Annotated in this window: 22 protein-coding genes; 4 read left to right on the plus strand and 18 right to left on the minus strand. The window is 72.2% G+C overall.

From position 1 onward, the window contains the following. Positions 1-43: 43 nt before the first annotated feature. Together trpE and ACFOY6_RS01025 are read right to left on the minus strand one after the other, a co-directional pair. Entirely contained in the window at positions 44-1,564 is a 1,521-nt protein-coding gene (gene trpE / locus ACFOY6_RS01020; protein ID WP_379648406.1) for an anthranilate synthase component I, read from the minus strand. After that, positions 1,561-3,456: a peptidylprolyl isomerase gene (locus tag ACFOY6_RS01025; protein ID WP_379648408.1), complete on the minus strand. Its 1,896-nt coding sequence runs from the start codon at positions 3,454-3,456 to the stop codon at positions 1,561-1,563. Before ACFOY6_RS01025 ends, trpE begins: the two co-directional genes overlap by 4 nt. Positions 3,457-3,604: 148 nt before the next feature. On the opposite strand from ACFOY6_RS01025, the gene tpiA reads away from it, so the two are divergent. Further along, entirely contained in the window at positions 3,605-4,339 is a 735-nt protein-coding gene (gene tpiA / locus ACFOY6_RS01030) for a triose-phosphate isomerase (RefSeq protein WP_181378247.1), read from the plus strand. A gap of 97 nt (positions 4,340-4,436) precedes the next feature. Further along, positions 4,437-5,834, plus strand: coding sequence for a dipeptidase (locus ACFOY6_RS01035; protein ID WP_379648410.1), 1,398 nt, complete (start codon positions 4,437-4,439; stop codon positions 5,832-5,834). Between the two features lie 69 nt (positions 5,835-5,903). Here ACFOY6_RS01035 and ACFOY6_RS01040 read toward each other — a convergent pair whose 3' ends face one another. The 13 genes from ACFOY6_RS01040 to hutC form a co-directional block, all read right to left on the minus strand. Then, positions 5,904-6,968: a threonine aldolase family protein gene (locus ACFOY6_RS01040; protein WP_379648412.1), complete on the minus strand. Its 1,065-nt coding sequence runs from the start codon at positions 6,966-6,968 to the stop codon at positions 5,904-5,906. 31 nt (positions 6,969-6,999) lie between these two features. Continuing rightward, positions 7,000-7,188: a hypothetical protein gene (locus ACFOY6_RS01045; protein ID WP_379634314.1), complete on the minus strand. Its 189-nt coding sequence runs from the start codon at positions 7,186-7,188 to the stop codon at positions 7,000-7,002. A gap of 67 nt (positions 7,189-7,255) precedes the next feature. After that, positions 7,256-7,741 carry a type II toxin-antitoxin system RatA family toxin gene (locus ACFOY6_RS01050; protein WP_109518599.1) on the minus strand — a complete coding sequence of 162 codons (486 nt, stop codon included), beginning with the start codon at positions 7,739-7,741 and terminating at the stop codon, positions 7,256-7,258. Continuing rightward, complete coding sequence (gene lipA / locus ACFOY6_RS01055) at positions 7,741-8,787, minus strand: lipoyl synthase (protein ID WP_379648414.1); 1,047 nt, start codon at positions 8,785-8,787, stop codon at positions 7,741-7,743. The genes ACFOY6_RS01050 and lipA overlap by 1 nt, the downstream gene beginning before the upstream one ends. Positions 8,788-8,901: 114 nt before the next feature. After that, complete coding sequence (gene lpdA, locus ACFOY6_RS01060) at positions 8,902-10,299, minus strand: dihydrolipoyl dehydrogenase (protein ID WP_379634312.1); 1,398 nt, start codon at positions 10,297-10,299, stop codon at positions 8,902-8,904. A gap of 28 nt (positions 10,300-10,327) precedes the next feature. Then, positions 10,328-10,810, minus strand: a complete 483-nt coding sequence (locus ACFOY6_RS01065; protein WP_379648415.1) for a GNAT family N-acetyltransferase — start codon at positions 10,808-10,810, stop codon at positions 10,328-10,330. Positions 10,811-10,820: 10 nt separating this feature from the next. Continuing rightward, positions 10,821-12,170, minus strand: a complete 1,350-nt coding sequence (locus tag ACFOY6_RS01070; RefSeq protein ID WP_379648417.1) for a pyruvate dehydrogenase complex dihydrolipoamide acetyltransferase — start codon at positions 12,168-12,170, stop codon at positions 10,821-10,823. Between the two features lie 16 nt (positions 12,171-12,186). Next, positions 12,187-13,608: a pyruvate dehydrogenase complex E1 component subunit beta gene (locus ACFOY6_RS01075; RefSeq protein WP_379634306.1), complete on the minus strand. Its 1,422-nt coding sequence runs from the start codon at positions 13,606-13,608 to the stop codon at positions 12,187-12,189. A 3-nt stretch (positions 13,609-13,611) separates the two neighbouring features. Continuing rightward, positions 13,612-14,649, minus strand: a complete 1,038-nt coding sequence (pdhA, locus tag ACFOY6_RS01080; protein ID WP_109518605.1) for a pyruvate dehydrogenase (acetyl-transferring) E1 component subunit alpha — start codon at positions 14,647-14,649, stop codon at positions 13,612-13,614. A 300-nt stretch (positions 14,650-14,949) separates the two neighbouring features. Next, the gene (hutI, locus tag ACFOY6_RS01085; RefSeq protein WP_456316920.1) at positions 14,950-16,161 is read right to left on the minus strand and encodes an imidazolonepropionase; all 1,212 of its coding nucleotides are present in this window, start codon (positions 16,159-16,161) and stop codon (positions 14,950-14,952) included. Between the two features lie 91 nt (positions 16,162-16,252). Continuing rightward, complete coding sequence (gene hutH, locus ACFOY6_RS01090) at positions 16,253-17,761, minus strand: histidine ammonia-lyase (RefSeq protein ID WP_379648420.1); 1,509 nt, start codon at positions 17,759-17,761, stop codon at positions 16,253-16,255. After that, the gene (gene hutU / locus ACFOY6_RS01095; RefSeq protein WP_379648422.1) at positions 17,758-19,437 is read right to left on the minus strand and encodes a urocanate hydratase; all 1,680 of its coding nucleotides are present in this window, start codon (positions 19,435-19,437) and stop codon (positions 17,758-17,760) included. Before hutU ends, hutH begins: the two co-directional genes overlap by 4 nt. A 25-nt stretch (positions 19,438-19,462) precedes the next feature. Next, positions 19,463-20,203 carry a histidine utilization repressor gene (gene hutC / locus ACFOY6_RS01100; protein ID WP_379648424.1) on the minus strand — a complete coding sequence of 247 codons (741 nt, stop codon included), beginning with the start codon at positions 20,201-20,203 and terminating at the stop codon, positions 19,463-19,465. 80 nt (positions 20,204-20,283) lie between these two features. Here hutC and ACFOY6_RS01105 point away from each other — a divergent pair, with 80 nt between their 5' ends. Beyond that, on the plus strand, positions 20,284-21,663 hold the full coding sequence (locus ACFOY6_RS01105; protein WP_379648426.1) for a formimidoylglutamate deiminase: 1,380 nt from the start codon (positions 20,284-20,286) through the stop codon (positions 21,661-21,663). Beyond that, positions 21,660-22,502 carry a GNAT family N-acetyltransferase gene (locus ACFOY6_RS01110; RefSeq protein ID WP_379648428.1) on the plus strand — a complete coding sequence of 281 codons (843 nt, stop codon included), beginning with the start codon at positions 21,660-21,662 and terminating at the stop codon, positions 22,500-22,502. The genes ACFOY6_RS01105 and ACFOY6_RS01110 overlap by 4 nt, the downstream gene beginning before the upstream one ends. Positions 22,503-22,553: 51 nt before the next feature. Here the strand turns inward: ACFOY6_RS01110 and ACFOY6_RS01115 are convergent, their stop codons facing one another. From ACFOY6_RS01115 to ACFOY6_RS01125, 3 genes are read right to left on the minus strand one after another with little or no spacing between them, the layout of a single operon-like run. After that, positions 22,554-23,579, minus strand: a complete 1,026-nt coding sequence (locus tag ACFOY6_RS01115; protein WP_109518611.1) for a dipeptidase — start codon at positions 23,577-23,579, stop codon at positions 22,554-22,556. A gap of 55 nt (positions 23,580-23,634) precedes the next feature. After that, a complete protein-coding gene (locus tag ACFOY6_RS01120) occupies positions 23,635-24,669 on the minus strand; it encodes a peptidase C39 family protein (RefSeq protein WP_379648431.1) in 1,035 nt (344 codons plus the stop codon). A gap of 15 nt (positions 24,670-24,684) precedes the next feature. Then, complete coding sequence (locus tag ACFOY6_RS01125) at positions 24,685-26,259, minus strand: ABC transporter substrate-binding protein (protein WP_379648434.1); 1,575 nt, start codon at positions 26,257-26,259, stop codon at positions 24,685-24,687. Between the last annotated feature and the right edge of the window lie 15 nt (positions 26,260-26,274).

The following is a 26,274-nucleotide window of genomic DNA, read 5'->3' on the forward strand; positions in this document are numbered from 1 at the left end:
CCCCTGGGCGGGTGCGGGTCAAGCGTGGGCTGCTCGGCGTCTCTCAGCGGCGCCCGGCGGCGAAGCGGACCGCCTCCTCGGCGGCGCGGAACAGGCCGCGCGCCTTGGCCCGCGTCTCCTCGTATTCCGCCACCGGATCGGAATCGGCCACCACGCCGCAGCCGGCCTGGACATACATGGTGCCCTCCTTCACCAGCGCGGTGCGCAGCGCGATGCAGGTGTCCATGCCGCCATCGGCGCCGAAATAGCCGACGCCGCCGGCATAGAGGCCGCGCCGCGAGGGCTCCAGCTCCTCGATGATCTCCATGGCCCGCACCTTCGGCGCGCCGGAGAGCGTGCCGGCGGGGAAGCCGGCGGAGAGCGCCTCCAGCGCGCCCACGCCCGGCCGGGCGCGGCCGCGCACCTCGCTGGCGATGTGCATCACCTGGCTGTAGCGCTCGATGTTGAAGCTCTGCGTCACCTTCACCGAGCCGATCTCGGCCACGCGCCCGACATCGTTGCGGCCGAGGTCGAGCAGCATCAGGTGCTCGGCGCGCTCCTTCTCGTCGGCGAGCAGCTCCTTCTCCAGCGCCAGGTCCTGCTCGGGCGTGGCGCCGCGCGGGCGGGTGCCGGCGAGCGGGCGCACCGTCACCTCGCCATGCCGCAGCCGCACCAGTATCTCCGGGCTGGCGCCCACCGCCGCATAGCCGCCGAAGTCGAAGTAGAACAGGAAGGGCGCCGGGTTGATCCGCCGCAGCGCGCGGTAGAGGGCGAAGGGTGGCAGGGCGAAGGGCACCGAGAAGCGCTGGCTCGGCACCACCTGGAACACGTCGCCGGCGCGGATGTATTCCTTGGCCCGCTCCACGGCGGCCAGGAAGTCGGCCTTCGTGTAGTTGGAGGCGGGCTCGGGCAGGGCGGGCAGGTTGGCCGGCGGCGCCGGGCGGGGCAGGGGGCGGTCCAGCGCCGCCTCGGCCTCGTCGAGCCGCGCCTGGGCGGCGTCCCAGGCGGCCTGCGGGTCGAGGCCCGGGAAGACCGGCGCGCAGAGCGTCAGCGTGTCCCGCACATGGTCGAACACGGCGATCAGCGTGGGGCGCATCATCACCGCCTCGGGGATGCCGAGCACGTCCGGCCGCAGCGCCGGCAGCCGCTCCATGTGCCGCACCATGTCGTAGCCCAGATAGCCGAACAGCCCGGCGGCGATCGGCGGCAGCCCGGCCGGCAGCGGCAGCCGCGCGGCCTCGATGGCGGCGGCGAGGCTCTCCATCGGCGGCGCCGCCTCGGGGACAAAGGCGTGCGGGGCGGAGAGGGCGTGGCGGTTGATCTCGGCGCGGCCGTCGCGGCAGCGCCAGACGAGGTCGGGCGCCATGCCGATGGCCGAGTAGCGCCCGCGCGCCGCGCCGCCTTCGACGCTCTCGAACAGGAAGGCGTTGGGCTGCCCCTGCACCAGCTTGAGATAGGCGCCGACCGGCGTGTCGAGGTCGGCGACCCGCTCGCGCCACAGCACCTGCCCCTGGCCGGCGCCGAGGCCGGCGGCGAAGGCGGTGAAGTCGGGGCCCTGGGTCGGGCTGGTGGAGGGAGCGTTCATCGGTTGGCGACCTGACCGAGCATGTTCTCGTTGTAGGTGACGTCGCCGCGGGCGCGCAGCGCGTCCAGATACTGCACCTCGAGATCGGCCAGCATGGCCTGCTCCACGGCGTCGCGGGTGCGGCCGAGCGCCAGCGGGTCGCTGTCCGGGTTGAAGGGCAGCACCTCCAGCACCTGCGCCACGGCGAAGCCGTTGCCCGTCTCGGCCATCGTGGCGGCGTTCGGGGCGGTGGCGAAGAGCGGCTGCACCAGCTCCGGCGGCAGGCCCGACTGCGGCTGCGGCTGCCGCCCGAAGGGGCCCACGCGGCGCGTGGCGAGCCCGGCCTCGCGCGCCGCCTCGGCCAGCGGCTTGCCGCCCTGCACGGCGGCCAGCAGCCCGGCGGCGCGGTCCTCCGCCGAGCGGCGGCGGGCATCGGCGGTCCAGGCTTCCAGCACCTGCTCGCGCACCGTCTCGAAGGGGCGCAGCGCGGCGGGGATCACCTCGCGCAGCTCGAAGGCGAAGAGGGCGGTCTGCCCGGCCTCGGCCAGGCGCGGCATCTGCCCCTGCTCGGCGGCGAAGACGGCGCGCAGCGCGATGTCCCGCGCGCCACCCTCCAGCGGCAGCGCGGCGGGCTGGCCCTCGCGGTCGCGGCCGCGGGCGTCCAGCGTCACCTCGGCCAGGGCGAGGCCGAAGCGCGGCGCCAGCTCGGCCAGGGTGGCGCCGCCGGCCAGCGCGTCCTCCACCTGGTTGGCGCGCTCATAGGCGAGGTCGGCGGCGCGCTCGCGCTTCACCTCGGCCTCCACCTGGGCGCGCACGGCGTCGAAGCCGCGGCTCTCGCCCGCCTCGATGCCGGTGACGCGCAGCACGTGCCAGCCGAAGGGGCTCTGCACGGGCGCGCTGACGCCGCCTTCCGGCAGGGCGAAGGCGGCCTCGGCCAGCGCCTCCACCGGCAGCCCGGCGCGGTCCAGCGTGCCGAGGGCGAGGGCCTGGCCGCCCGCCTCCTGCGCCGCCGCCTCGATGGCGGCGAAGTCGGCGCCCTCGCGCCAGCGCGCGGCGATCTCGGCGGCCTTGGCCTCGTCCTGCACCAGCACCTGCTCCAGGGTGCGGCGCTCCGGCACCTCGAACTGGCTGCGGCGCGCCTCGTAGGCGGCGCGCAGCTCTGCCTCGGTGGGCTGCACCTCGGCCGCCAGCGTCTCCGGCGAGAGCACGGCGATGGTGGCGCGCCGGTATTCGGGGGCGGAGAAGCGGTCCGGGTTGTTCTCGTGGTAGCGGCGCAGCTGCGCCTCCTCCGGCGCCGCCGGCTCGGGCGCGGCGGCCAGCGGCAGCAGCACCAGCTCGGCCACGCGCTGCTCGCGCTCCCAGGCCAGCAGCGGGCGGGTCAGCGCGTCCGGCGCGGCGGCACCGGCACGCACGGCGCCGACCAGCTGCTGGCGGCGCAGATCGTCGCGCAGCAGGCTCAGGAAGCCCGCCTCGGAGAGGCCGTTGTTGCGCAGGAAGCCATCCAGCAGCGGCCGGCTGAAGCGGCCATCGGCGCCGTGGAAGGCGGGGATGGAGAAGACATAGTCGCGCAGCGCGGCCTCGGGGGCCACGATGCCGAGGCGGCTGGCCTCCTGCCGCTGCACGCGCTCCATCACCAGCCCCTCCACCGCCTGGCGGGCGACGGCGGTGGCCATCGGCGGCGTCATCTCGAAGCCGGCGCCGAGCTGGCGCTGCACGCGCTGCATCTCGCGCCGCGCGGCCTCCTGGGCCTCGGGCAGCTCGATCGGCTCTCCTCCCACGCGGGCCACCGCCCGGTCGGTGCCGAAGTTCCGCACGATGTCCTCGATCCCCCAGATGGCGAAGGACAGGATGAGGAGGACGAAGAGGCCCTTGGCGAACCAGGTACCGGCAAGGCGGCGCAGTGCAGTGAGCATCGTATTCCGCGACTGATGAAGGCGGGCGGACCATAGGGAAAAGGCAGGCGGTTGCCAAACACCGGCGCCGCCTGTAGCGCGGCACGGCAACACTTTGTTCACCACGGACCGCCCGACAGGCAGAAGGAGACCGGGAATGACCCCAGGCGTGCGCCCGCTGATCGCCGGCAACTGGAAGATGCACGGCACCCTGGCCGAGGCCACCGCCCTGGCCTCCGGCGTCGCCGCCGGCGCCACGGAGAAGGCGGAACTGCTGGTCTGCCCGCCCTTCCCGCATCTGGTGCCGGTGGCCGAGGCCCTGCGCGGCAAGGCCGTGGCGCTGGGCGCGCAGGACTGCCACGCCGCCGCCAAGGGCGCCCATACCGGCGACGTGGCGGCCGCCATGCTGAAGGATCTCGGCGCGGCCTATGTCATCCTCGGCCATTCCGAGCGCCGCGCCGACCATGGCGAGAGCGACGCCGCGGTGAAGGCCAAGGCCGAGGCGGCGCTGGCCGCCGGCCTCGTGCCCGTGGTCTGCGTGGGCGAGAGCGAGGCGCAGCGCCTCTCCGGCGAGGCCGAGGCGGTGGTGGCCGGGCAGCTCGCCGGCAGCCTGCCGGAGGGCTTCGCGGCAGCCGGCGGCGTGGTGGCCTATGAGCCGGTCTGGGCCATCGGCACCGGGCGCACGCCGACGGAGGACGACATCGCCGCCATGCACGCCCGCATCCGCGCCGAGCTGGAGAAGGCGTTCGGCGAGGCCGGCAAGACGCTCCGCATCCTCTATGGCGGCTCGGTCAAGCCTTCCAACGCCAAGGGCATCCTGGCCCTGCCGCATGTGGATGGCGCGCTGGTCGGCGGCGCCAGCCTGAAGGCGGAGGATTTCCTGGGGATCGCCGCCGCCCTCTGAGGCGGGCGCTTTTTTCCGGAGGGGGGCGGACCCCGCCCCCCGTCTTTTTTGTCGGCGGGGAATTGGCGGCGGCCGCGCCCGGCGCGAGACTGCCGCCATGACCCAGGACCAGACCGCGCGGGTTCTCGCCGCGCTCGATTCCGCCCGCACCGCCACCGAGGCCAGCCTGATCGACTGGCTGCGCATCCCGAGCGTGAGCGCCCAGCCCGCCCACGCCCCGGATTGCCGCCGCGCCGCCGAGTGGCTGGCGCGGGAGCTGATCGGCCTCGGCTTCGAGGCCGGGCTGCGCGAGACGCCGGGCCACCCGGTGCTGATCGCCACCCATCCCGGCCCGGGGTCGGACGCGCCGCACATCCTCATCTACGGCCACTACGACGTGCAGCCGCCGGAGCCGCTGGAGCTGTGGGACAGCCCGCCCTTCGAGCCGCAGGTGTTGGAGGGGCCGCGCGGCCCGCGCCTCGTCGCCCGTGGCGCGGTGGACGACAAGGGGCAGGTGATGACCTGGCTGGCCGCGCTGCGCGCCTGGAACAGCGTGGCCGGCGGCCCGCCCGTGCGCGTGACGGTGCTGGTGGAGGGCGAGGAGGAGATCGGCAGCCCCAACCTGGAGGCGGTGCTGGCGGCCGAGAAGGACATCCTCTCCGCCGAGATGGTGCTGATCAGCGACACCAACATGTGGGCCCCGGGGGCGCCCTCGCTCACCGTCAGCCTGCGCGGGCTGGTCTACACCCAGATCGACCTGCGGCTGGGCGACCGGGACCTGCATTCCGGCCTGTTCGGCGGCTCGGCGGCGAATGTGCTGAACCTGCTGACGAAGATCCTGGGCGAGCTGAAGGACGAGGAGGGCCGCATCCAGATCCCCGGCTTCTACGACGGGGTGCAGGAACCCACCGCCGAGCAGCGCGCCGCCTGGGAGGCGCTGGGCTTCGACGAGGCCGCCTTCCTCGGCGCCCAGGGCCTCTCCGTGCCGGGCGGCGAGCGTGGCCGCAGCGCGCCGGAGCGCCTCTGGGCGCGCCCCACCGCCGACATCAACGGCATCTGGGGCGGCTACATGGGCGAGGGCTCCAAGACCGTCATCGCCTGCGAGGGCCATGCCAAGCTCTCCTGCCGCCTGGTGCCGGGGCAGGACCCGCAGAAGGTGATCGAGGGCATTCGGCAGTTCGTGCAGTCCCGCCTGCCGGCGGATGCGAGCTTCGAATTGCAGGTCTTCGCCGGCGGCCCGGGCATCTCGATCCCGATGGAGTCGCGCTTCGTGCAGGCGGCGCGGGAGGTGCTGGCGGAGGAGTTCGGCCGCCCGGCGGTGCTGGCGGGCGGCGGCGGCTCAATTCCGGTGGTGTCCAGCTTCAAATCCATCCTGGGGCTGGACAGCCTGCTGATGGGCTTCGGCCTGGACGACGACCAGGTGCACAGCCCGAACGAGAAGTTCGAGCTGAGCTGCCTGCATGCCGGCGCCCGCAGCCATGCCCGCCTGCTCGGCCGCTTGGCGCGGAAGGACTGAAGGCTGGGTCCGGGGTGACACTGTCACTCCGGCGGAGGGGTGTGGGGAGGCCGCGCCTCCCCACGGCGCTCAGGCGGCGAGCGCCTTGCGGGTCAGGGAGAGCGTCTCCTCGATCATCGGCGCCGTGACGCCGAGATGGGTGCAGGCGCGGATGCGCCCGCCCAGCATGGAGAGCTGCACGCCCTCCATCCGCAGCCGCTTCACCAGCTCGCCCGCCGCCAGGCCGGTGCCGGTGGGGTCGAAGAAGACGAGGTTGGTGTCCGGCTCCTCGACGGTGATGCCCTCGATCTGCCGCAGCCCGCGGGCGAGCGCCCTGGCGTTGGCGTGGTCGTCGGCCAGCCGGTCCACATGGTGGTCCAGCGCGTGGATGCAGGCGGCGGCGCAGATGCCGGCCTGGCGCATGGCGCCGCCCAGGCGCTGCTTCCAGCGCCAGGCCTCGCCGATGAACTCCTCCGAGCCCGCCAGCACGGCCCCGAGCGGCGCGCCAAGGCCCTTGGTGAAGTCCAGCCACACCGTGTCGAACCCGGCCACCATCTCGGCGGCGGGGATGCCGCTGGCCACCACCGCGTTCATCAGCCGGGCGCCGTCCATATGGGTGGCCCAGCCCTGCTCGCGCGCCACGGCCACCACCGCGTCCAGCTCCGCCTGCGGCCAGACGGCGCCGCCGCCGATATTGGCGGTCTGCTCCACCTCCAGCAGGCTCTGCGGCGGCGCGTGGCGGCTGCGGGGGCGGATGGCGGCGCGCAGCGTCTCGGCGCTGAACATGCCGCGCTCGCCCTTCAGCGGGTTGATCTGCACGCCGGCCAGCGCCGCATGGGTGCCGCCCTCGCTGCCCAGGATGTGTGCCGTCTCATGCGCCAGCACTTCCTCGCCGGGGCGGCAATGGGTGAGGATGGCGATGACGTTGCACATGGTGCCGGAGGGCAGGAACACCGCCGCCTCCTTGCCCAGCAGCGCCGCCATCCGGTCGCACAGCGCGTGGACGGTGGGGTCGTCGCCATGCTGCTCGTCGCCCATCTCTGCCTCCATCATCGCCGCCTTCATGGCGGGGGTGGGGAGGGTCTGGGTGTCCGAATAGAGGTTGATGCGGATGGGCGGCGCCCCGGCGGGCGGACGAGCGGGAGCATGCACCATGGGGCGGGACCTCGTGGATGTTGCGGGAGGATCAGTCGTTCATGTCGCGGATGGCCACGCGCAGGCGGCGCCAGCCCAGCCAGGCAAGCGGCAGGGCCGGCAGCAGGATCGACACGAGAAGCGCCTCCCGCGGCCAGTCTGCCAGCCAGCCAGGGCCCTCACGCCGCCAGAGCAGCAGCCCGATGGCGGCGCAGAGCATCAGGGCAAGGATCTTCGGCATGGCGCGGGGCAGCATGCCAGCCCGCACCGGCCGCGTCAGCCCCCCCCTTCTTGCCGGTTCCTGCCCGTCAGGCGCCCGCGGCGGGGTTGCCGGGCACGGGCTGGGCTCCGCCGGCACGTCCGTCCCGCCCATAGAGCGCCATGGCGCGGCGCTCGAAGGCGCGCACCATCAGCCGCACCGCCTCGTTGAACACGGTACCGATGACGGCCTGGAGGAGCCGCGACTTGAACTCGAAATCGACGAAGAAATCGACCTCGGTGCCGGCCTCCACGGCGGTGAAGGTCCAGTTGTTGTTGAGATAGCGGAAGGGGCCGTTCTCGTAGCGGACCCGCACCGCGTGCGGGCGCTCCAGCACCACGCGGGAGCGGAAGGTCTCGCGGAACATCTTGAAGCCGATGGTCAGGTCGGCCAGCAGCTCCGTCTCGGTCTGGGAGACGATGCGCGCGCCCACGCACCAGGGCAGGAATTCCGGGTAGCGGCGCACATCCGCCACCAGGTTGAACATCTGCTCCGGCGTGTAGCGCAGGATGCGCTTCTCGGCATGTGTCGGCATCAGGCGGCGGCGCCCGCCAGCGCACGGCCCGCCAGCCTGGCGTTGCGGGCCTCGCGCAGCGCCGCAAAGTCCCGGTCCGCATGGTAGGAGGAGCGGGTCAGCGGCGTGGCGGAGACGAGGAGAAAGCCCTTGCCGCGCGCCATCCGGGCATAGTCCTCGAACTCGGCGGGCTCCACGAAGCGGTCCACCGCCGCGTGCTTGATGGTGGGCTGCAGGTACTGGCCGATGGTGAGGAAGTCGATCTCGGCGCTGCGCATGTCGTCCATCACCTGGAGGACTTCCGGCCGCGTCTCGCCCAGACCCACCATGACGCCGGACTTGGTGAAGATCGACGGGTCGAGCTGCTTCACCCGGTCCAGCAGCCGCAGCGAGTGGTAATAGCGGGCGCCGGGGCGGATGGTGGGGTAGAGCTTCGGCACCGTCTCGAGGTTGTGGTTGAACACGTCCGGCCGGGCGGCCACCACCACCTCCAGCGCGCCATCCTTGCGCAGGAAGTCGGGCGTCAGGATCTCGATGGTGGTCTCGGGCGCGGCGGCGCGGATGGCGGCGATGACGGCGGCGAAATGCGCGGCGCCGCCATCGGCCAGGTCGTCGCGGTCCACGCTGGTGATGACGACGTGGCGCAGGCCGAGCTTGGCCACGGCCTCGGCCACGCGGCGCGGCTCATCGGCGTCGAGCGCCTTCGGCATGCCGGTGGTGATGTTGCAGAAGGCGCAGGCGCGGGTGCAGATCTCGCCCATGATCATCATGGTGGCGTGGCGCTGCGACCAGCACTCGCCGATGTTGGGGCAGGCGGCCTCCTCGCACACCGTCACCAGCTTGTTGTCGCGCATCAGGTTGCGCGTCTCCTGGTAGATCGGGTGCGTCGGCGCCTTGACGCGGATCCAGTCCGGCTTGCGCTTGATCGGGTTGTCCGGCCGGTGCGCCTTCTCGGGGTGGCGCAGCGGGGCCGCCGCCTGGGGGGGCAGGGCCACGGGCTTCACGGTGCCCTCGGCGTTGGAAACCGCGCCGCCGGCCCGGTGGTCGATCAGGATACGGGTGGCCATTCGGAACCCCGGCTGTAGGGAAGGCGGCGGCCCCACCCTGCCGGGAGCGGCCGCCGCCTGCCATGATCTATGAAGGCAGTCTTGCCCCGCAAGCCAGCGCGGGGCCTCTTGCCGCTAGATGTGGATCACCCGGCCATAGGCATCAAGCACCGACTCATGCATGGCTTCCGAGACGGTGGGGTGGGGGAAGACGGTGTGCATCAGCTCCGCCTCGGTGGTCTCGAGGGTGCGGGCGATGGTGTAGCCCTGGATCATCTCGGTCACTTCCGGGCCGACCATGTGGGCGCCGAGCAGCGCGCCCGTCTTGGCGTCGAACACCGTCTTGACGAAGCCCTCCGGCTCGCCCATCGCGATCGCCTTGCCGTTGCCGATGAAGGGGAAGCGGCCCACCCGCACCTCGTGCCCGGCCTCCTTGGCGCGCGCCTCGGTCAGCCCGACGGAGGCCACCTGCGGGCGGCAGTAGGTGCAGCCGGGGATGTTAGTGACATCCATGGCATGCGGGTGCATCCCCGCCATCGCCTCCACGGCGATGATGCCCTCGTGGCTCGCCTTGTGGGCCAGCCAGGGCGCGCCTGTGAGGTCGCCGATGGCCCAGACGCCCGGCTCGCCGGTCTGCCCATAGGGGTCGGTCACCACATGGGTGCGCTCGACCTTCACCTTGGTGCCCTCGAGGCCAATATTCTCGACATTGCCGACGATGCCCACGGCGGAGATCAGCCGGTCCGCCTGGATCTCCTGCACCTTGTTGCCGGCCTCGACGATGGCGGTGATGCCATCGGCCGATTTCCGCACGCCCTGGACGCGGGCGCCGGTGATGATCTTCATGCCCTGCTTGGCGAAGGATTTCTGCACGAAGGCGGAGACCTCGGCATCCTCCACCGGCAGGATGCGGTCCATTACCTCCACCAGGGTCACCTCGGCGCCCATGTTGAGGAAGAAGGAGGCGAACTCGCTGCCGATGGCGCCCGAGCCGATGACGATCAGCTTCTTCGGCATGATGTCCGGCGCCAGCGCCTCGCGGTAGGACCAGATCAGCTTGCCGTCCGGCTCGATGCCGGGGATGACGCGGGCGCGCGCGCCGGTGGCCAGCAGGATGTTCCTGGCCTGCAGCTCGGCGCCCGGCTTGCCGTCCTTGCCGGTGACAGTGAGCTTGCCGGGGCCTGCCAGCTTGCCGCTGCCGTCGAACACGGTGACCTTGTGCTTCTTCAGCAGGCCCTTGACGCCGGAGGAGAGCTGCGAGGCCACCTGGCGGGAGCGCTTGACCACCTTGGCGAAGTCGTAGCGCACATTGTCCGCCGCGAAGCCGTACTGGTCGAGGCTGTGCAGCAGGTGGTTGATCTCGGAGGCGCGCAGCAGCGCCTTGGTGGGGATGCAGCCCCAGTTGAGGCAGATGCCGCCCAGATGCTCGCGCTCCACCAGCGCGACCTTCATCTTGAGCTGCGCGCCACGGATGGCGGCGACGTAGCCGCCCGGGCCGCCGCCCACCACCACCAGGTCGAACTGTTCGGCCATGTTTTCCGGTCCCTTCAGGGCGGGGCCTTCAGCCGGCGAGCGCCTTCAGCGCGTCGCCGGAGAGGCGTTGATCGGTCCATTCCACGCGCCCGACCGCGCCGATCCGCCGGTAGAAGGCGATCGCCGGCTCGTTCCAGTCGAGCACGTTCCATTCCATCCAGGCATGGCCGCCCTCCACCGCCCGCTTCGCCAGGGCGCGGAAGAAGGCGAGGCCGATGCCGTGCCGCCGGCGCTCCGGCACGATGAACACATCCTCCACCCAGATCCCGGCGCGGCCGGCGAAGGTGCTGAAGGTCTCATACCAGAGGCAGATTCCCACCGCCTCGCCGTCGATCTCGGCGATCAGCCCCTGGATGCGGCGGGTGGCCAGCGCGCCGTAATAGTCCTGCGCGCTGGCGGTGACCTCGTGCTCCAGCTTCTCGTAGGCAGCGAGGCCGCGCACCAGGGCGAGCACCGCCTCGGCGTCGCGCGGCTTCGCCTCGCGCAGCGTGAAGCCGGGGCCGCCGCTCACAGCATCAGGCTCACAGCATGAGGCTCAGGGGGTCCTCGACCACCTTCTTGAAGGCGGCCATCCACTCGGCCGCCAGCGCGCCATCGACGACGCGGTGATCGACCGAGAGAGTGCAGGTCATCACCGTGGCGATGCCGAGCGCCCCATCCTTCACCACCGGCCGCTGCTGCCCGGCGCCGACGGCGAGAATGCCGCCCTGCGGCGGGTTGATGATGGCCGAGAAGCTGGTGACGCCATACATCCCCATGTTGGAGATGCTGAAGCTGCCGCCCTGGAACTCCTCCAGCTTGAGCTTGCCGGACTTGGCGCGGGCGGCCAGGTCCTTCATCTCGTTGCTGATGGCGGCGAGGCCCTTCTGGTCGGCCTTCTTCACGATCGGCGTGATCAGCCCGTCCGGGATCGACACGGCCACCGAGATGTCCACGTCGTGGTACTGGATGATCGCGTCGTCGGTCCAGGAGGCGTTGACGTTCGGGAACTGGCGCAGCACCCGCGCGGCGGCCTTGATGATGAGGTCGTTCACCGAGAGCTTGAAGGCGCCAGGGCCGTCCTTCGGCGCGCGGCCGTTGAGGTCGGCGCGCAGCTTCAGCAGCGCATCCAGCTCGATGTCCATCGAGACATAGAAGTGCGGCACTGTCGCCTTGCTCTCCGCCAGGCGCTTGGCGATGACCTTGCGCATGGAGGAGTTCGGCACCGCCGTGTGCGGGGCGGTGATGGCGGGCGCCGGCGCCTTGGCGGCGGCCGGGGCGGCGGTGGGCGCGGCGGCCTCGGCCTTCGGCGCGGCGGCCGGGGCAGGGGCCTGCTTCGGCTTGCCGGCGGCGGCCTCGATATCGGCCTTCACGATGCGCCCGTTCGGGCCGGAGCCCTGCACATCGGAAAGCTCGATGCCCGCCTGCTGCGCCATGCGGCGCGCCAGCGGCGAGGCGAAGACGCGGTCACCCTGCGCGGCCGGGGCGGGCTTCTGCTCCGCCTTGGGCGCCTCGGTGGCCGGCGGCGTGCCGGGGCGGTTCGGCGCGACCTGCTCGGGCGCCTTCTCCTTCGCCGCCTCCTGCTTCGGCGCCTCCTGCTTCGGGGCCGGCTTCGGGGCGGCGGCGCCGGCATCGTCCGGCACCGCCTCGCCCTCCTCGACCAGCACGCCGATGGGGGCGTTCACCTTCACCCCCTCGGTGCCCTCCTGCACCAGGATCTTGCCGAGGACGCCCTCATCCACGGCCTCGAATTCCATGGTGGCCTTGTCGGTCTCGATCTCGGCGATGACGTCGCCCGCCTTGACCGCGTCGCCTTCCTTCTTGAGCCAGCGCGCCAGCGTCCCCTCGGTCATGGTGGGGGACAGCGCGGGCATCAGGATGTTGGTGGCCATCGTCCCGCTTCCCCCGTTACTTCTTGTAGGTGACGCGCTTCGCCGCATCGACCACGTGGTCGATGGTCGGCAGGGCGAGCTTCTCAAGGTTGGCCGCGTAGGGCATCGGCACGTCGAGGCCGGCGACCCGCACCGGCGGCGCGTCCAGGTAGTCGAAGGCGTGCTCGATCACCTGCATCGCCACCTCGCAGCCGATGCCGCTGAAGGCCCAGCCTTCCTCGACGGTGACGAGGCGGTTGGTCTTCTTCACCGAGGCGACGATGGTCTCGGTGTCGAGCGGGCGGATGGTGCGCAGGTTGATCACCTCCGCGTCGATCCCCTGCTCGGCGAGCTTCTCGGCCGCCTGCATCGCCAGCCCGACCTCGATCGAGAAGGCGACGATGGTGACATCCTTGCCGGCGCGCTCGACCTTGGCCTTGCCGATGGGGAGGATGAAATCCTCGTCCGTCGGGCACTCGAAGGTCTGGCCGTAGAGGATCTCGTTCTCGAGGAACACGACCGGGTTCGGGTCGCGGATGGCGGCGCGCAGAAGCCCCTTGGCATCCGCCGCCGACCACGGCGCCACCACCTTGAGGCCCGGCACATGCGCGTACCAGGAGGCGTAGCACTGGCTGTGCTGGGCGGCGACGCGGGCGGCCGCGCCGTTGGGGCCGCGGAAGACGATCGGGCAGCCGAGCTGGCCGCCGGACATGTACAGCGTCTTGGCGGCGCTGTTCACGATCTGGTCGATCGCCTGCATCGAGAAGTTGAAGGTCATGAACTCGACGATCGGCTTCAGCCCGGTGAAGGCCGCGCCCACCGCCATGCCGGTGAAGCCGTGCTCGGTGATCGGCGTGTCGATGATGCGCTTCGGCCCGAACTCGTCCAGCAGCCCCTGGCTGATCTTGTAGGCGCCCTGGTACTGGGCGACTTCCTCGCCCATCAGGAACACCTTGTCGTCGCGCCGCATCTCGGCGGCCATCGCGTCGCGCAGCGCCTCGCGCACGGTGATGGGCTTGGTCTCGCCCCAGTCCTTCTCGGCCTCCTGCGCGGGGGCCTTGGGCTGCGCGTCCGTCTCCGGGCGCTGCTCGGTGCCCTTGGCGGCGACGGCGGCGTGGTCCTCCGCCTCCTTCGCCACCTCGGCGGTCTCGCCGCCGGCCTGGATGGCGTTGGAGACGGGCTCCTGCGGCCCGGAGGCCGAGGTGCCGGCGCCGCCATCCCCGCCATCGATCTCGGCGATGGGGGAGTTCACCGCCACGCCCTCGGTGCCCTCGGGCACCAGGATCCTGGTCAGCTCGCCCTCATCGACCGCCTCCACCTCCATGGTGGCCTTGTCGGTCTCGATCTCGGCGATGATGTCGCCGGCGGCGACGGTGTCGCCTTCCTTCTTCAGCCAGCGCGCCAGCTTCCCCTCGGTCATGGTGGGGGAGAGGGCGGGCATCAGGATCGTCGCACCCATGGGTCAGCGGGCCTCCAGCAGGATGTCCGTCCACAGCTCGGACTCGTCCGGCTCGGGGGAAGTCTGGGCGAATTCGGCGGAATCGGCGACGATGCGCTTCACCTCGTCGTCGATCTTCTTCAGCTCGGCCTCGGGCAGGCCGCTGTCCAGCAGCTTCTTGCGGGCGGTCTCGATGCAGTCATGCTGCTCGCGCATCTTCTGCACCTCCTCCCGCGTGCGGTACTTCGCCGGGTCGGACATGGAGTGGCCGCGGTAGCGGTAGGTCTTCATCTCCAGGATGTAGGGGCCCTTGCCCTCGCGGCAGTGCGCGACCGCGCGCTCGCCGGCGGCCTGCACGGCCTCCACGTCCATGCCGTCCACCTGCTCGCCCGGGATGCCCCAGGGGGTGCCGTCCTTCGAGCGGTCCTTCGAGGCGGAGGCGCGCTCGGCGCTGGTGCCCATGCCGTACTTGTTGTTCTCGATGATGAACACGACCGGCAGCTTGAACACGGCGGCGAGGTTGTAGCTCTCGAACACCTGGCCCTGGTTGGCCGCGCCGTCGCCATAGTAGGTCAGGCAGACATTGCCGTTGTCGTTGTACATGTTGGCAAAGGCCAGCCCGGCGCCGAGCGACACCTGGGCGCCGACGATGCCGTGGCCGCCGTAGAAGCCCTTCTCGCGGCTGAACATGTGCATCGAGCCGCCCTTGCCCTTGGAGTAGCCCCCCGAGCGTCCGGTCAGCTCCGCCATCACGCCGCGCGCCTCCATGCCGGTGGCCAGCATGTGGCCATGGTCGCGGTAGGAGGTGATGACCTGGTCGCCCGGCTGCAGGCAGAGCTGCATGCCCACCACCACGGCCTCCTGGCCGATGTAGAGGTGGCAGAAGCCGCCGATGAGCCCCATGCCGTAGAGCTGGCCCGCCTTCTCCTCGAAGCGCCGGATCAGCAGCATGTCGCGGTAGGCCTTGAGCAACTGCTCCTGCGAGAGGCCTTCCCGCCCTGCGGGTGGGGCCTTCGCCTTGCCGCGACGCTTGGTGGTGGCCGCTTCGGCGCCTTGGACCATCCGGCTGCTCCATTCTGCCCGCAACCGCTCGGAATTGGCGGCAGCGCAAGGCCGAGATACGTGGCGCAACGCCCAACTGCAAGCGCAAGGCGATAGCCAAGTCCTTGATGCTGCGGTGCAATATGGCATTTAACCGGAATGTGGTTAAAAGCCAGATCGTTCCTCAGGCGGCGCAATACCACTGCGGCATCGCGGCAGGATACAGGCCGAAGCTTTCGCTTGTCCTTCCCCTGACGAAAGCAACGGAAAGGCTGTGTGGGAGTTGCGGGCCAAGCGGCCATTCGCCCGGCCGCGCCGCATTCAGCCGGCCCGCCCCGACACCACCCGTCCGACGCAGGGATTGCCGCCGATCCAGTAGCAAAGCTCCGCGGGGCGGCCGATGCGGAAGAGGGCGAGATCGGCCCGCAGGCCGGGCCGCAGCACGCCGCGGTCGGTTATCCCAAGCGCCGCCGCGGCGTGGCGCGTCACGCCCAGCAGCGCCTCGGCCACGGTGAGGCGGAACAGGGTGCAGCCCAGGTTCAGCATCAGCAGCAGGGAGCGGGCGGGCGAGGAGCCTGGGTTCATGTCCGTGGAGAGGGCCATGCGAAGCCCGGCCGCCCGCATCGCCGCGACGTCCGGATGCTTCGATTCGCGAATGAAATAGGTGGCCCCCGGCAGCAGCACCGCCACGCTGCCGGCGGCGGCCATGGCGCGCAGCCCTTCGGCGCTGGCATATTCCAGGTGGTCGGCCGAGAGGGCGCCGAAGCGGGCGGCGAGCGCCGCGCCGCCAAGGTCGGAAAGCTGGTCGGCGTGCAGCTTCACCGGCAGGCCGGCGGCCCGCGCGGCGGCGAAGACCCGCTCCGTCTGCGCGGGCGAGAAGGCGATGCGCTCGCAGAAGGCATCCACCGCGTCGGCCAGCCCGGTGGCGGCGGCGGCGGGGATGGCCTCGCGCACCACGAAATCCGTGTAGGCCTCGGCGCCGCCCTCGTAGCCGGGCGGCACGGCATGGGCGGCGAGCAGGGAGGTCGCCACCTCCACCGGCAGCGCGGCGCCGAGGCGGCGGGCGACCCGCAGCATCTTCATCTCCGATTCGAGATCGAGCCCATAGCCGGACTTGATCTCGACGGTGGTGACACCCTCGGCCATCAGCCCTTGCAGCCGGGGCAGGGCGGCTTCCAGCAAGGCGCCTTCGCTGGCCGCGCGCGTGGCGCGGACGCTGGAGAAGATGCCACCCCCCGCGCGGGCGATCTCCTCATAGGTGGCGCCTTCCAGCCGCTGCTCGAACTCGCCCGCGCGGTTGCCGCCGAAGACGAGGTGGGTGTGGCAATCGACCAGCCCCGGCAGGACCCAGGCGCCCGCGCAATCGGTGACCGGTGCCTCATGCGCCGGCAGGTCCGCGCGCTTCCCGACCCAGGCGATGCGGCCGCCCTGCGTGGCGATGGCCCCGTCCTCGACGATTCCGAGCGGCGCTTCGGCCGGTCCGTCCATGGTGGCGAGGTGGGCATTGAGCCAGACGTGATCGAACCCGCTCATCGCGATGCTTCCCGAATGTGGGGGCTCCGGGGGAACTCAGTTCCCCCGGCGGGGCGGTCCAGGAGGGGCGGCGCCCCTCCTGGCCGGGCTTTCAGCGAAGGAGCGCCGCGAACACCCCGTGCTCGACGAGGCGCCTGGCCGCGGCGATATCCGGCGCCATGAGCCGGTCCTCATCCCAGGGCGCGGCGATGCCGCGGATTTCCGCCAGCGCCTTCTCCAGCACCTCCGAGGTGGCGAGCGGCCGATGGAAGCCGATTCCCTGCGCCGCCGCCAGGAACTCGATGGCGAGGATGCCCGCCGTGTTGTCCGCCATTTCGGCCAGGCGCAGCGCCGCGCCGGTGGCCATGGAGACATGGTCCTCCTGGTTGGCGCTGGTGGGCAGGCTGTCCACGCTGCGGGGATGGGCGAGGGACTTGTTCTCGCTGGCCAGCGCCGCCGCCGTCACCTGCGCGATCATGAAGCCCGAGTTCAGCCCGCCCTCGCGCACCAGGAAGGCGGGCAGGCCGGAGAGCACCGGATCGGTCAGCAGCGCGATGCGGCGCTCGGAGAGGGCGCCGATCTCGGCGAGCGCGAGGGCGATGGTGTCGGCCGCGAAGGCCACCGGCTCGGCGTGGAAATTGCCGCCCGAGAGCACCTCGCCCTCGGCGGTGACGAGCGGGTTGTCGGTCACCGCATTGGCCTCGCGCTCCAGCACGGCGGCGGCGTGGTCCAGCAGGTCGAGGCAGGCGCCCATCACCTGGGGCTGGCAGCGCAGGCAATAGGGGTCCTGCACGCGGCTGTCGCCGGTGCGGTGGCTCTCGCGGATGGCGCTGCCTTCCAGCAGGGCGCGCAGCGCGGCGGCGGCGCGGATCTGCCCCGGCTGGCCGCGCAGCGCGTGGATGCGCGGGTCGAAGGGCGTGTCCGAGCCGCGCGCCGCATCGACGCTCATCGCCCCCGCCACGAGCGCGCTGCGCCAGAGGGATTGGGTGGCGAACAGCCCGGCGAGCGCCAGCGCGGTGGAAACCTGCGTGCCGTTGAGCAGCGCCAGCCCCTCCTTCGGCCCAAGCTCCAGCGGCGCGAGGCCGGCGCGCTTCAGCGCCTCGGCGCCGGGCAGCACTTCCTCGCCGACGAAGGCTTCGCCCTCGCCGATCAGCACCAGCGCCATGTGGGCGAGTGGCGCGAGATCGCCCGAGGCGCCGACCGAGCCCTTGGCGGGGATGGCCGGCAGCACATCGGCGCGCAGCAGGGCGAGCAGGGCGGAGACCACCTCCGGCCGCACCGCCGAGGCGCCGCGCGCCAGGGAGAGGGCCTTCAGCGCCAGGATTAGCCGCACGACGGGGGCAGGCATGAAGGGGCCGATACCGGCGGCGTGGCTGCGCAGCAGGTTGCGCTGCAGCTTCGCCAGGTCCTCCGTGCCGATGCGCTGGCTGGCCAGCTTGCCAAAGCCGGTGTTGACGCCATAGAGCGCCTCGCCCGTGGCGATGCGCGCGGCCAGCGCCGAGACGGAGCGCGCCACCGGCGCTTCCCACCCCGCAGGCAGTTCCAGCACGGCGCCTTCGAGGATGGCGCGCAGATCGGCCAGCGTGGCGTGGCCGGGCGCCACGATGCGGGCGGCGCTCACTTCGCACCCCCGAGCATCGGTAGGTCGAGCCCCTGTTCCCGCGCGCAGTCGATGGCGATGTCGTAGCCCGCATCGGCATGGCGCATCACGCCGGTGGCCGGGTCGTTCCACAGCACGCGCTTCAGGCGGCGCGCCGCATCCTCCGTGCCGTCGGCGACGATGACCATGCCCGCGTGCTGCGAATAGCCCATGCCGACGCCGCCGCCATGGTGCAGCGAGACCCAGGTGGCACCCGAGGCGGTGTTGAGCAGCGCGTTGAGCAGAGGCCAGTCGCTCACGGCATCCGAGCCGTCCTTCATCGCTTCCGTCTCGCGGTTGGGCGAGGCGACGGAACCGGAATCGAGATGGTCGCGGCCAATGACGATGGGCGCCTTCAGCTCGCCCCGCGCCACCATCTCGTTGAAGGCGAGGCCGAGCCGGTGCCGCTGCCCGAGCCCGACCCAGCAGATGCGCGCCGGCAGGCCTTGGAACTTGATCCGCTCGCGCGCCATGTCCAGCCAGCGGTGCAGGTGCTTGTCGTCCGGGATCAGCTCGCGCACCTTGTCGTCGGTGCGGCGGATATCCTCCGGGTCGCCCGAGAGCGCGGCCCAGCGGAAGGGGCCGACGCCGCGGCAGAAGAGCGGGCGGATATAGGCCGGCACGAAACCCGGGAAGCCGAAGGCGCCTTCCAGCCCTTCATCCTTGGCCATCTGGCGGATGTTGTTTCCGTAGTCGAGCACGGCGCTGCCCATTGCCTTGAAGTCCAGCATCGCCTGCACGTGCCCGACCATCGACTTCTTGGCGGCGGCGGCGACGGATTTCGGGTCGCTCTCGCGCCGGGCTTCCCATTCCGCCAGCGTCCAGCCGGCGGGAAGATAGCCATTGGCGGGGTCGTGCGCGCTGGTCTGGTCGGTGACGATGTCGGGGACCACGCCGCGCTTCACCAGCTCGGGGAAGATCTCGGCGGCGTTGCCGAGCAGGCCGATGCTGACGGCCTTCCGCTCGGCGCAGGCCTGTTCGATCATCCGCAGCGCCTCGTCCAGCGTCTCCGCGCGGCGGTCGAGGTAGCCGGTTTCCAGCCGCTTCTCGATGCGGCTCGGCTGGCACTCCACCGCCAGCACGCAGGCGCCCGCGAAGACGCCTGCCAGCGGCTGCGCGCCGCCCATGCCGCCGAGGCCCGCCGTCAGGATCCAGCGCCCGCCAAGATCGCCGCCGAAATGTTGCCGCCCGGCTTCCACGAAGGTCTCGTAGGTGCCCTGCACGATGCCCTGGCTGCCGATATAGATCCAGGAACCCGCCGTCATCTGGCCGTACATCATCAGCCCGGCGCGATCGAGCGCGTTGAAATGCTCCCAGTTCGCCCAGGCCGGCACGAGGTTGGAGTTGGCGATGAGCACGCGCGGCGCATCCTTGTGCGTCTCGAACACGCCCACCGGCTTGCCGGACTGCACCAGCAGCGTTTGGTCTTCTTCAAGTCGCTTCAGGACGGACAGAATGGTTTCATAGCTCTGCCAGTCGCGCGCGGCGCGGCCGATGCCGCCATAGACCACCAGCTCGCCGGGGCGCTCGGCCACCTCGTCGTCGAGGTTGTTCATCAGCATCCGCATCGCCGCCTCGGTGGTCCAATGCTTGGCGGTGAGGGTGTCGCCGCGCGGGGCGCGGATGGCGGGGGCATTGCGGAACCGGGTGTGCGACATGGGTCTGTCTCGTCTCGGTCGGGGTTCAGTCCAGCGCGCCGCCAAGGCGGTAGCGCGTGCCGGGATGGGTGAGGAAGGCCCGCGTCGCCACCACGCGCCACGACCAGGTGCGGCGGTGGACCAGCAGGCAGGGCTCGTCGGGCGGGATGCCGAGGGCCGCGGCGATCTCCGGCACGGCGCGGGTGGCCTCCACCACATGCTCCACCCGCTCGGGCGGCGCGCAGGAGGTGAGGTAGCGGTAGGGCGTGATGCGGCTGAAATCCTGCTCCAGGAAGCGCGGCGCAATCACCGGGTTCACCAGCCGCTCCTCGAACTGCACGGCCACGCCATCCTCCCGGTGCACCAGCCGCGCCTGGAAGATTTCCGCCCGCTCGGGCAGGCCGAAGGCGGCGGCCATGGCCGCGTCCGCCCGCAGCCGGCCGAGAGAGAGCACCTCGGCTGCGTGCGTGCCGCCGCGCTCGGCGATCTCCTCGGCGATGTCGCGCAGCTCCAGCAGGTTCGATTGCGGCTTGGCGCCGGCGACGAAGGTGCCCACCCCCTGCACCCGCACCAGCAGCCCCGCATCGGCCAGCTCACGCAGCGCGCGGTTGACGGTGACGCGGGAGACGCCGGTCAGCTTCACCAGCTCATGCTCGGAGGGCACGCGGTCCTCCACCCCCCATTCGCCGCTGGCGACGCGGCTGAGGATGAAGGCCTTGATCTGCTGGTAGCGCGGCGTTGCCGGGCTGGGCGTCGGCAGCAGGGCAGGGGTTTCGGAGCTCGGCATGGCCGGGAGCATGGTTGTCTTGACAAGTCCAGTCAACCGGAAAGACGATGCCTCTCATCGCTGCGAGAAGGCCGCCCGGCATGACCCACTATTTCGCCCCCGCTGCCCTGCTGCCCACCGGCTGGGCGCGCGACGTGCGCATCGAGACCGATGGCGCCGGCAGCATTGCCACTGTCACGCCGGGGGGCGATCCGGCCGGAGCGGAACGCCTGCCGGGCGTGGTGATCCCCGGCCTGCCGAACCTGCATTCCCACGCCTTCCAGCGCGCCATGGCCGGCCACGCCGAGCGCCGCTCGCCCCCCGAGGCGCGCGATGCCGAGGGGGGCGAGGATTCCTTCTGGACCTGGCGGACGACGATGTACCGCTTCGTCGGCCGCTTCACGCCGGAGGATGCGGAAGCCGTGGCCGCGCAGCTCTACGCCGAATGCCTGGAATGGGGTTTCACGAGTCTCGCCGAGTTCCACTACCTGCACCACCAGGCCGACGGCACGCCCTATGCCGAGCCGGCGGAGATGGCGCTGCGGCATCTGGCGGCGGCGCGCGCCACGGGCATCGGCATCACCCTGCTGCCGAGCCTCTACCGGCATGGCGGCATCTTCGGGAAGGACCCGGTGCCGGGGCAGCGCCGCTTCCTCAACGATCTCGACGGCTTCTGGCGCATCGTGGACGGCATCCGCGCCGCCATCGCGGGCGATGCGCAGGCGGGGCTCGGCCTCGCGCCGCACTCGCTGCGCGCGGTGACGCCGGAGATGCTGCGCGAGGTCTCGCGCTTCGGCGGCCCCATCCACATCCACGCCGCCGAGCAGCTGCGGGAAGTGGAGGAATGCCGCGCCGCCACCGGCGCCCGCCCCGTGGAATGGCTGCTGGAGAACATGCCGCTCGACGCGCGCTGGTGCCTGATCCACTGCACCCACATGACGGAGGCGGAAGCCGTGGGCCTTGCCCGCAGCGGCGCCGTGGCCGGGCTCTGCCCCAGCACCGAGGCCTCGCTGGGGGACGGCATCTTCGGCCTGCCCGCCTATCGCGCGGCGGGCGGGCGGCTCGGCTTCGGCACGGACAGCCATGTCGGCACCTCGCCGCGCGACGAGATGCGGCAGCTGGAGACCAGCCAGCGCCTGGCGCAGCGCCGGCGCTCCGTGGCGACGGACGAGGCCCACCCCCACCCGGCGCGCAACCTGCTGGAAGCGTCTCTCGCCGGCGGGGCGCAGGTGAGCGCGCGGGCCATCGCCGGCATCGGCCCCGGCCAGCGCTGCGACCTGGTGGCGCTGGACGACGAACACCCCGCCCTGTGCGGCCGGGAAGGGGATGAGCTGCTCGACGCCTGGGTGTTCAGCGGCCAGGGCAACCCGGTGCGGCAGGTGGTGGCGGGCGGGCGCGTGGTGGTGCGGGAGGGGCGGCACGTTGCGGCCGAGCCCATCGCCGCCGCCTTCCGCGCCGCCATGCGGAGGCTTTCGGCATGAGCCCCGTCATCCGCCCCGCGGGCGCGGCGGAGATGCCGCTGCTGGTGGAATGGGCCGCCGCCGAGGGCTGGAACCCAGGCCTCGCCGACGCCGCCACCTTCCACGCCGCCGATGCCGAGGGCTTCCTGCTGGCCGAGGTGGCGGGCCTGCCCGTCGCCTGCCTCTCCGCCGTGCGGCAGGGGGAGGAGCATGGCTTCATCGGCTTCTACATCGTCCGCCCGGATTGGCGCGGAAAGGGGCTTGGCCTGGCCTTGTGGCGGGCGGGCATGGCGCGGCTGGAGGGGCGCGTGGTGGGGCTGGACGGCGTGGTGGCGCAGCAGGCGAACTACGCGCGCTCCGGCTTCGCCCTGGCATGGCGCAATGTCCGCTTTGGGGCCGCGGCGCCGCGCGCCGTCGGTGGGGCGGAGGGGGAGGTGGTGCCGGCGGCCTCGGTGCCCTTCGCCGCGCTCGCGGCGCTGGATGCGCGGGTGTTCCCGGCGCCACGCGAGGCGCTGCTGCGCGCCTGGCTCACGGCGCCCGGGCATCGCGCCTTGGCGGTGCGGGACGGGGCGGGGGCGGTGCGCGGCTTCGGCGTGCTGCGCCCCTGCCGGGAGGGCGCCAAGATCGGCCCCCTGACGGCCACCGGGGCGCCCTTCGCGCGCGCCCTGTTCAACGCGCTGGCCGAGGGTGCCCCCGGCCCGGTGTTCCTGGACCTGCCCGAGCCGAACGCCGCCGCCCTGGCCCTGGCCGGGGAGGCCGGCATGGCGCCCGCCTTCGAGACCGCGCGCATGTATCGCGGCCCCGCGCCCGCCCTGCCGCTGGACGAGATCTTCGGCCTGATGAGCTTCGAGCTCGGCTGACTGGCAGAAAAAAGGAGGGGTCCGGGGAATTCCTTCCCCGGCCTGCCTTTTCTACCCGGCCGCCGCCACCGCCTCCGCCGCCCGCATCACGCGCAGGAAATTGCCCGACCAGAGCAGCCCGACGGATTCGGCATCATAGCCCCGGCGCAGCAGCTCGGCGGTGAGGTTGGCGCTGTCGGCCGCATTCATCCAGCCTTCGACGCCGCCGCCGCCATCGAAGTCGGAGGAGAGGCCGACATGGGAGATGCCGATGCGCTGCACCGCGTAGTCCACATGGTCGGCGATGTCGGCCACGCGGGCGCGCACCTTGCCGTCCGCGCCCGGGCTGCGCAGGAAGCCCGGCACGGCGGTGATCTGCATCAGCCCGCCGGTGGCGCGCAGCGCGTCCATCTGCTGGTCGTCGAGGTTGCGCGGATGGTCGCGGAGCGCGCGGACGCAGGTGTGGGTGGCCACCACCGGCGCGCGGGAGATCTCCACCGCCTGCAGCATCGCGCTCTTGGCGACATGCGAGACATCGACGAGCAGGCCGAGCGCGTTCATCTCCGCCACCGCCGCGCGCCCCAACGTGGAGAGGCCGCCATGCAGCACCGGCCCGTCGCCGAGGTCGGGGCGGGGGATGGCGGAATCAGCCAGCAGGTTATGGCCATTATGCGTCAGCGTCACGTAGCAGGCGCCGAGGCCGCGCCACAGCGCCAGGCGGGAGAGATCCTCGCCCATGGCGTAGCCATTCTCCACTGCCAGCAGCACGCCGAAGCCGCCGCTGCCCCGCAGCGCCTCCAGCTCCGCGGCGCGGCTGACGATGCGGCGGTCCTCGCCGCTGGCGGTGGCGCGGATGGCGCGCAGCATCGCCTCGCAACGCTCGGCGGCGGCGGCGTGGCCCTCCGGCGTGCGCGGCCCCTGCGGCAGGTAGGCGGCGAACACCACGGCGCGCAGCCCGCCGGCGCGCATCTTCGGGAAGTCCACGCAGCGCGCCGTCTCGCCGCGCGGGTCGGGCGTCTGCGGCCAGGGGATGTCCACATGGGTGTCGAGCGTCAGGGTCGCGGCGTGGACGGCGCTGGCAGTCTGGATGTCGGTCATGTCTCGTCCTGCGGCGGTGGCTGTCGCGGGAGTCTCGGGCGGGGCCGCGCGGCCGTCAATCGCCAGCGCCATCTCCAGGCGGGGTGAGCAGCACGGCGGCGCGGTAGGGCGGCTCCCCGAACCAGGCCATGCGCTCCAGCGCCTCGGCGCGGATGGGCAGGTTGGCGGCATCCGCCGCCGTCTCGCCGCGCGGCGGATCGGGCCAGGGATCGTTCACCAGGAACCAGCCATCCCGTGCCTGGTGCAGCAGGATCCAGTGCGGCGAATGCCGGCCATGGGTCGGGTGCTGGTCGATCAGCAGCAGCACGAGGCCGCCCGCGCCGAGATGCGCGGCCAGCGGGGCGATGGCGAAGTCGCCGAGGGTGACGGGAATGCCGGCCGCGGCGCTCTGCGCCCGCAGCTCCGATTGCGCGAACTCGATCAGCTCGCGCTTCTGCGCCGTGTCGGCACGCTCGGTCAGCAGGGCGCGGTCGGTGGTGGCGAGGATGCGGGCGCCGAAGCCGCGCGCCCGGGCCGCCAGCGCCAGCCCGTGCGGGTCGCAGCCGCCGGGGCCGGCGAGGCTGACAATGGTGGTGGCCTCGCGCCAGAGGGCGATCTCCTCGCTCCGCGTGGGCGCGCGGCCGGCGAGGGCCTGGAAGCCCATCAGCAGCGAGGCGGGGCCGCAGGTGAAGGGGGTGGTCTGCGCGTAGAGCGGCAGGGCGCGGCGCGGCGCGTCGTTGCCGAGCCAGCGTTCGGCATAGGGTACCGCGAGCGGCGCGAGGCCCAGCTGGCGCAGCCCGGCGGGGTCGAGCCAGGGCGCATCCTCCGGCGCGGCACGCAGGGCGAGCAGCCCGGCCTCGTGCGCCGCCGCCTCCAGCCGCGCGGCGAGCGCCCGGGCAGTGGCCTCCGCATCCGCCGCGCCGGGCGAGATCCAGAAGGCCGCCAGGCGCAGCACCAGCCCGGTGGGCCGGCGCAGGGCCAGCGCCACGCCCTCCGCCCCCTCCCGCAGCAGCAGGGCGCCCTCGAAGCCGGAGAGCGTGTCGAGGCGGGCGCGCAGCGCCTCGGGCAGGGCGGTGTCGAGGGTGGTGTCGAGGGTGGCGGCGTCGGCCATGGCGGCTCTCCTCTCTCAGGCGGCTTTCTCGAGGTTCCAGAACAGCGCGATCGGGCTGGGCACGAAGCCCGAGAGCCTGGTGCTGTAGGCCTGCGGCGTGAAGTACTGGCCGAGCGGCAGGAAGGGCGGCTCCTCGAAGGCGATGGCCTGCATCTCGCGGGTGATGCGCTGCTGCGCGGCGGCATCCGCCGCGTCGAACCAGGCGTCGCGCAGCGTCTCCAGGCGCGGGTTGGGACGGGTGCCGTAGAGATGCAGGTGGCTGCCGGGGTTGGAGACCCACAGCCCCGCCCAGCCGGTGCAGTAGCAGTGCCAGTTGGCGCGCTCGGCGGCGCCGGCGGCATTGGCGCGGCTGATCAGCGTGCCCCAGTCCACGCTCTGGTAATCGACGTTCAGCCCGATCTCGCGCAGCATCTGCTGCGCCACGGGCGACATGGCGGCGGCGGAGCTGATGTCGGTGGCGGCCATCTGGATGATGGTCTCGCCCTGGTAGCCCGCCGCCTTCACCGCCTGCCGCGCGCGCTCGATGCTGCGCTCGCCGGTGACAGCCTCCAGCCCCACATCGCTGGCGGCGGGAGAGCCGGGCAGGAAGGCGCCGACGCCGGTGCGGTAGAGGGAGGGGTCGCCGCCCACCAGGGACTGCATGTAGTCCACCTGCCGCAGCGCCGGGAACAGGGCGCGGCGCATCGCCGGGTTGTCGAAGGGCGGCACGCTGTCGTTCAGCCGCAGCTCGGCCCAGACACCGATCGGGTCGATGGTCTTCACCTCCAGCCCCCGCCGGCCGCGCAGCAGCGGCAGCAGGTCGGCCAGGGGGCGCTCCAGCCAGTCCACCTCGCCCGTCTGCAGGGCGGAGATGGCGGTGGAGGGATCGGGCATGATGCGCCACTCGATCCGGTCGAGCTTCGCCACCTTGCCGCCGGCCCACATGTCGGGCCGCTCGTCGCGCGGCACATAGGCCTCGTTGCGGGTGAAGACGACGGAGGCGCCGGAGACCCATTCGTCGCGGCGGAAGACGAAGGGGCCGCTGCCGGTGAAGTCGGCGACGGTGGTGGTGGCCGGCGTCTGCGCCACGCGCTCGGGCATGATGTAGCAGGCGGTGGCGCCGAGGCCGTAGAGCAGCTGGTTGTAGGGCTGCTTCAGCCGGATCTCGAATTCCGTGTCGCTGGTGGCGCGCATCTCCTCCAGCTGCGCGGCGAGGCGCTTGCCGAACAGGTCGCGCTGCGACCAGCGGTTGATCGAGGCGACGCAGTCGACGGCGCGCACCGGCTCGCCGTCGTGGAAGCGCAGGCCCGCGCGCAGGCGGAACCGCCAGCGCAGGCGGTCCTCCGAAAGCTCGTGGCCCTGCGCCATCTGCGGGCGCGGCTGCAGCTTGCTGTCCAGCCCGTAGAGCTGGTCCCAGATGGCGTGCGCGGCGTTCAGCGAGATGAGGGTGCTGGATTGCAGCGCGTCGGGGGTCTGGAGGTTGGTGTGCGGCACGAAGCGCAGCGTGCGCGCCGCCGACTGCGCCAGGGCCGGGCGGCCCAGCGTGCCGGCGGCGGCGAGCCCGGCGCCCAGTTGCAGGGCGGCACGGCGGGGGAAGGCGGAGGCGGTCATGCGGTCTCTCCCTCG

This window comes from Teichococcus aestuarii, assembly GCF_042651065.1.
In the GTDB taxonomy this organism is placed as follows: Bacteria; Pseudomonadota; Alphaproteobacteria; order Acetobacterales; family Acetobacteraceae; genus Pseudoroseomonas; species Pseudoroseomonas aestuarii.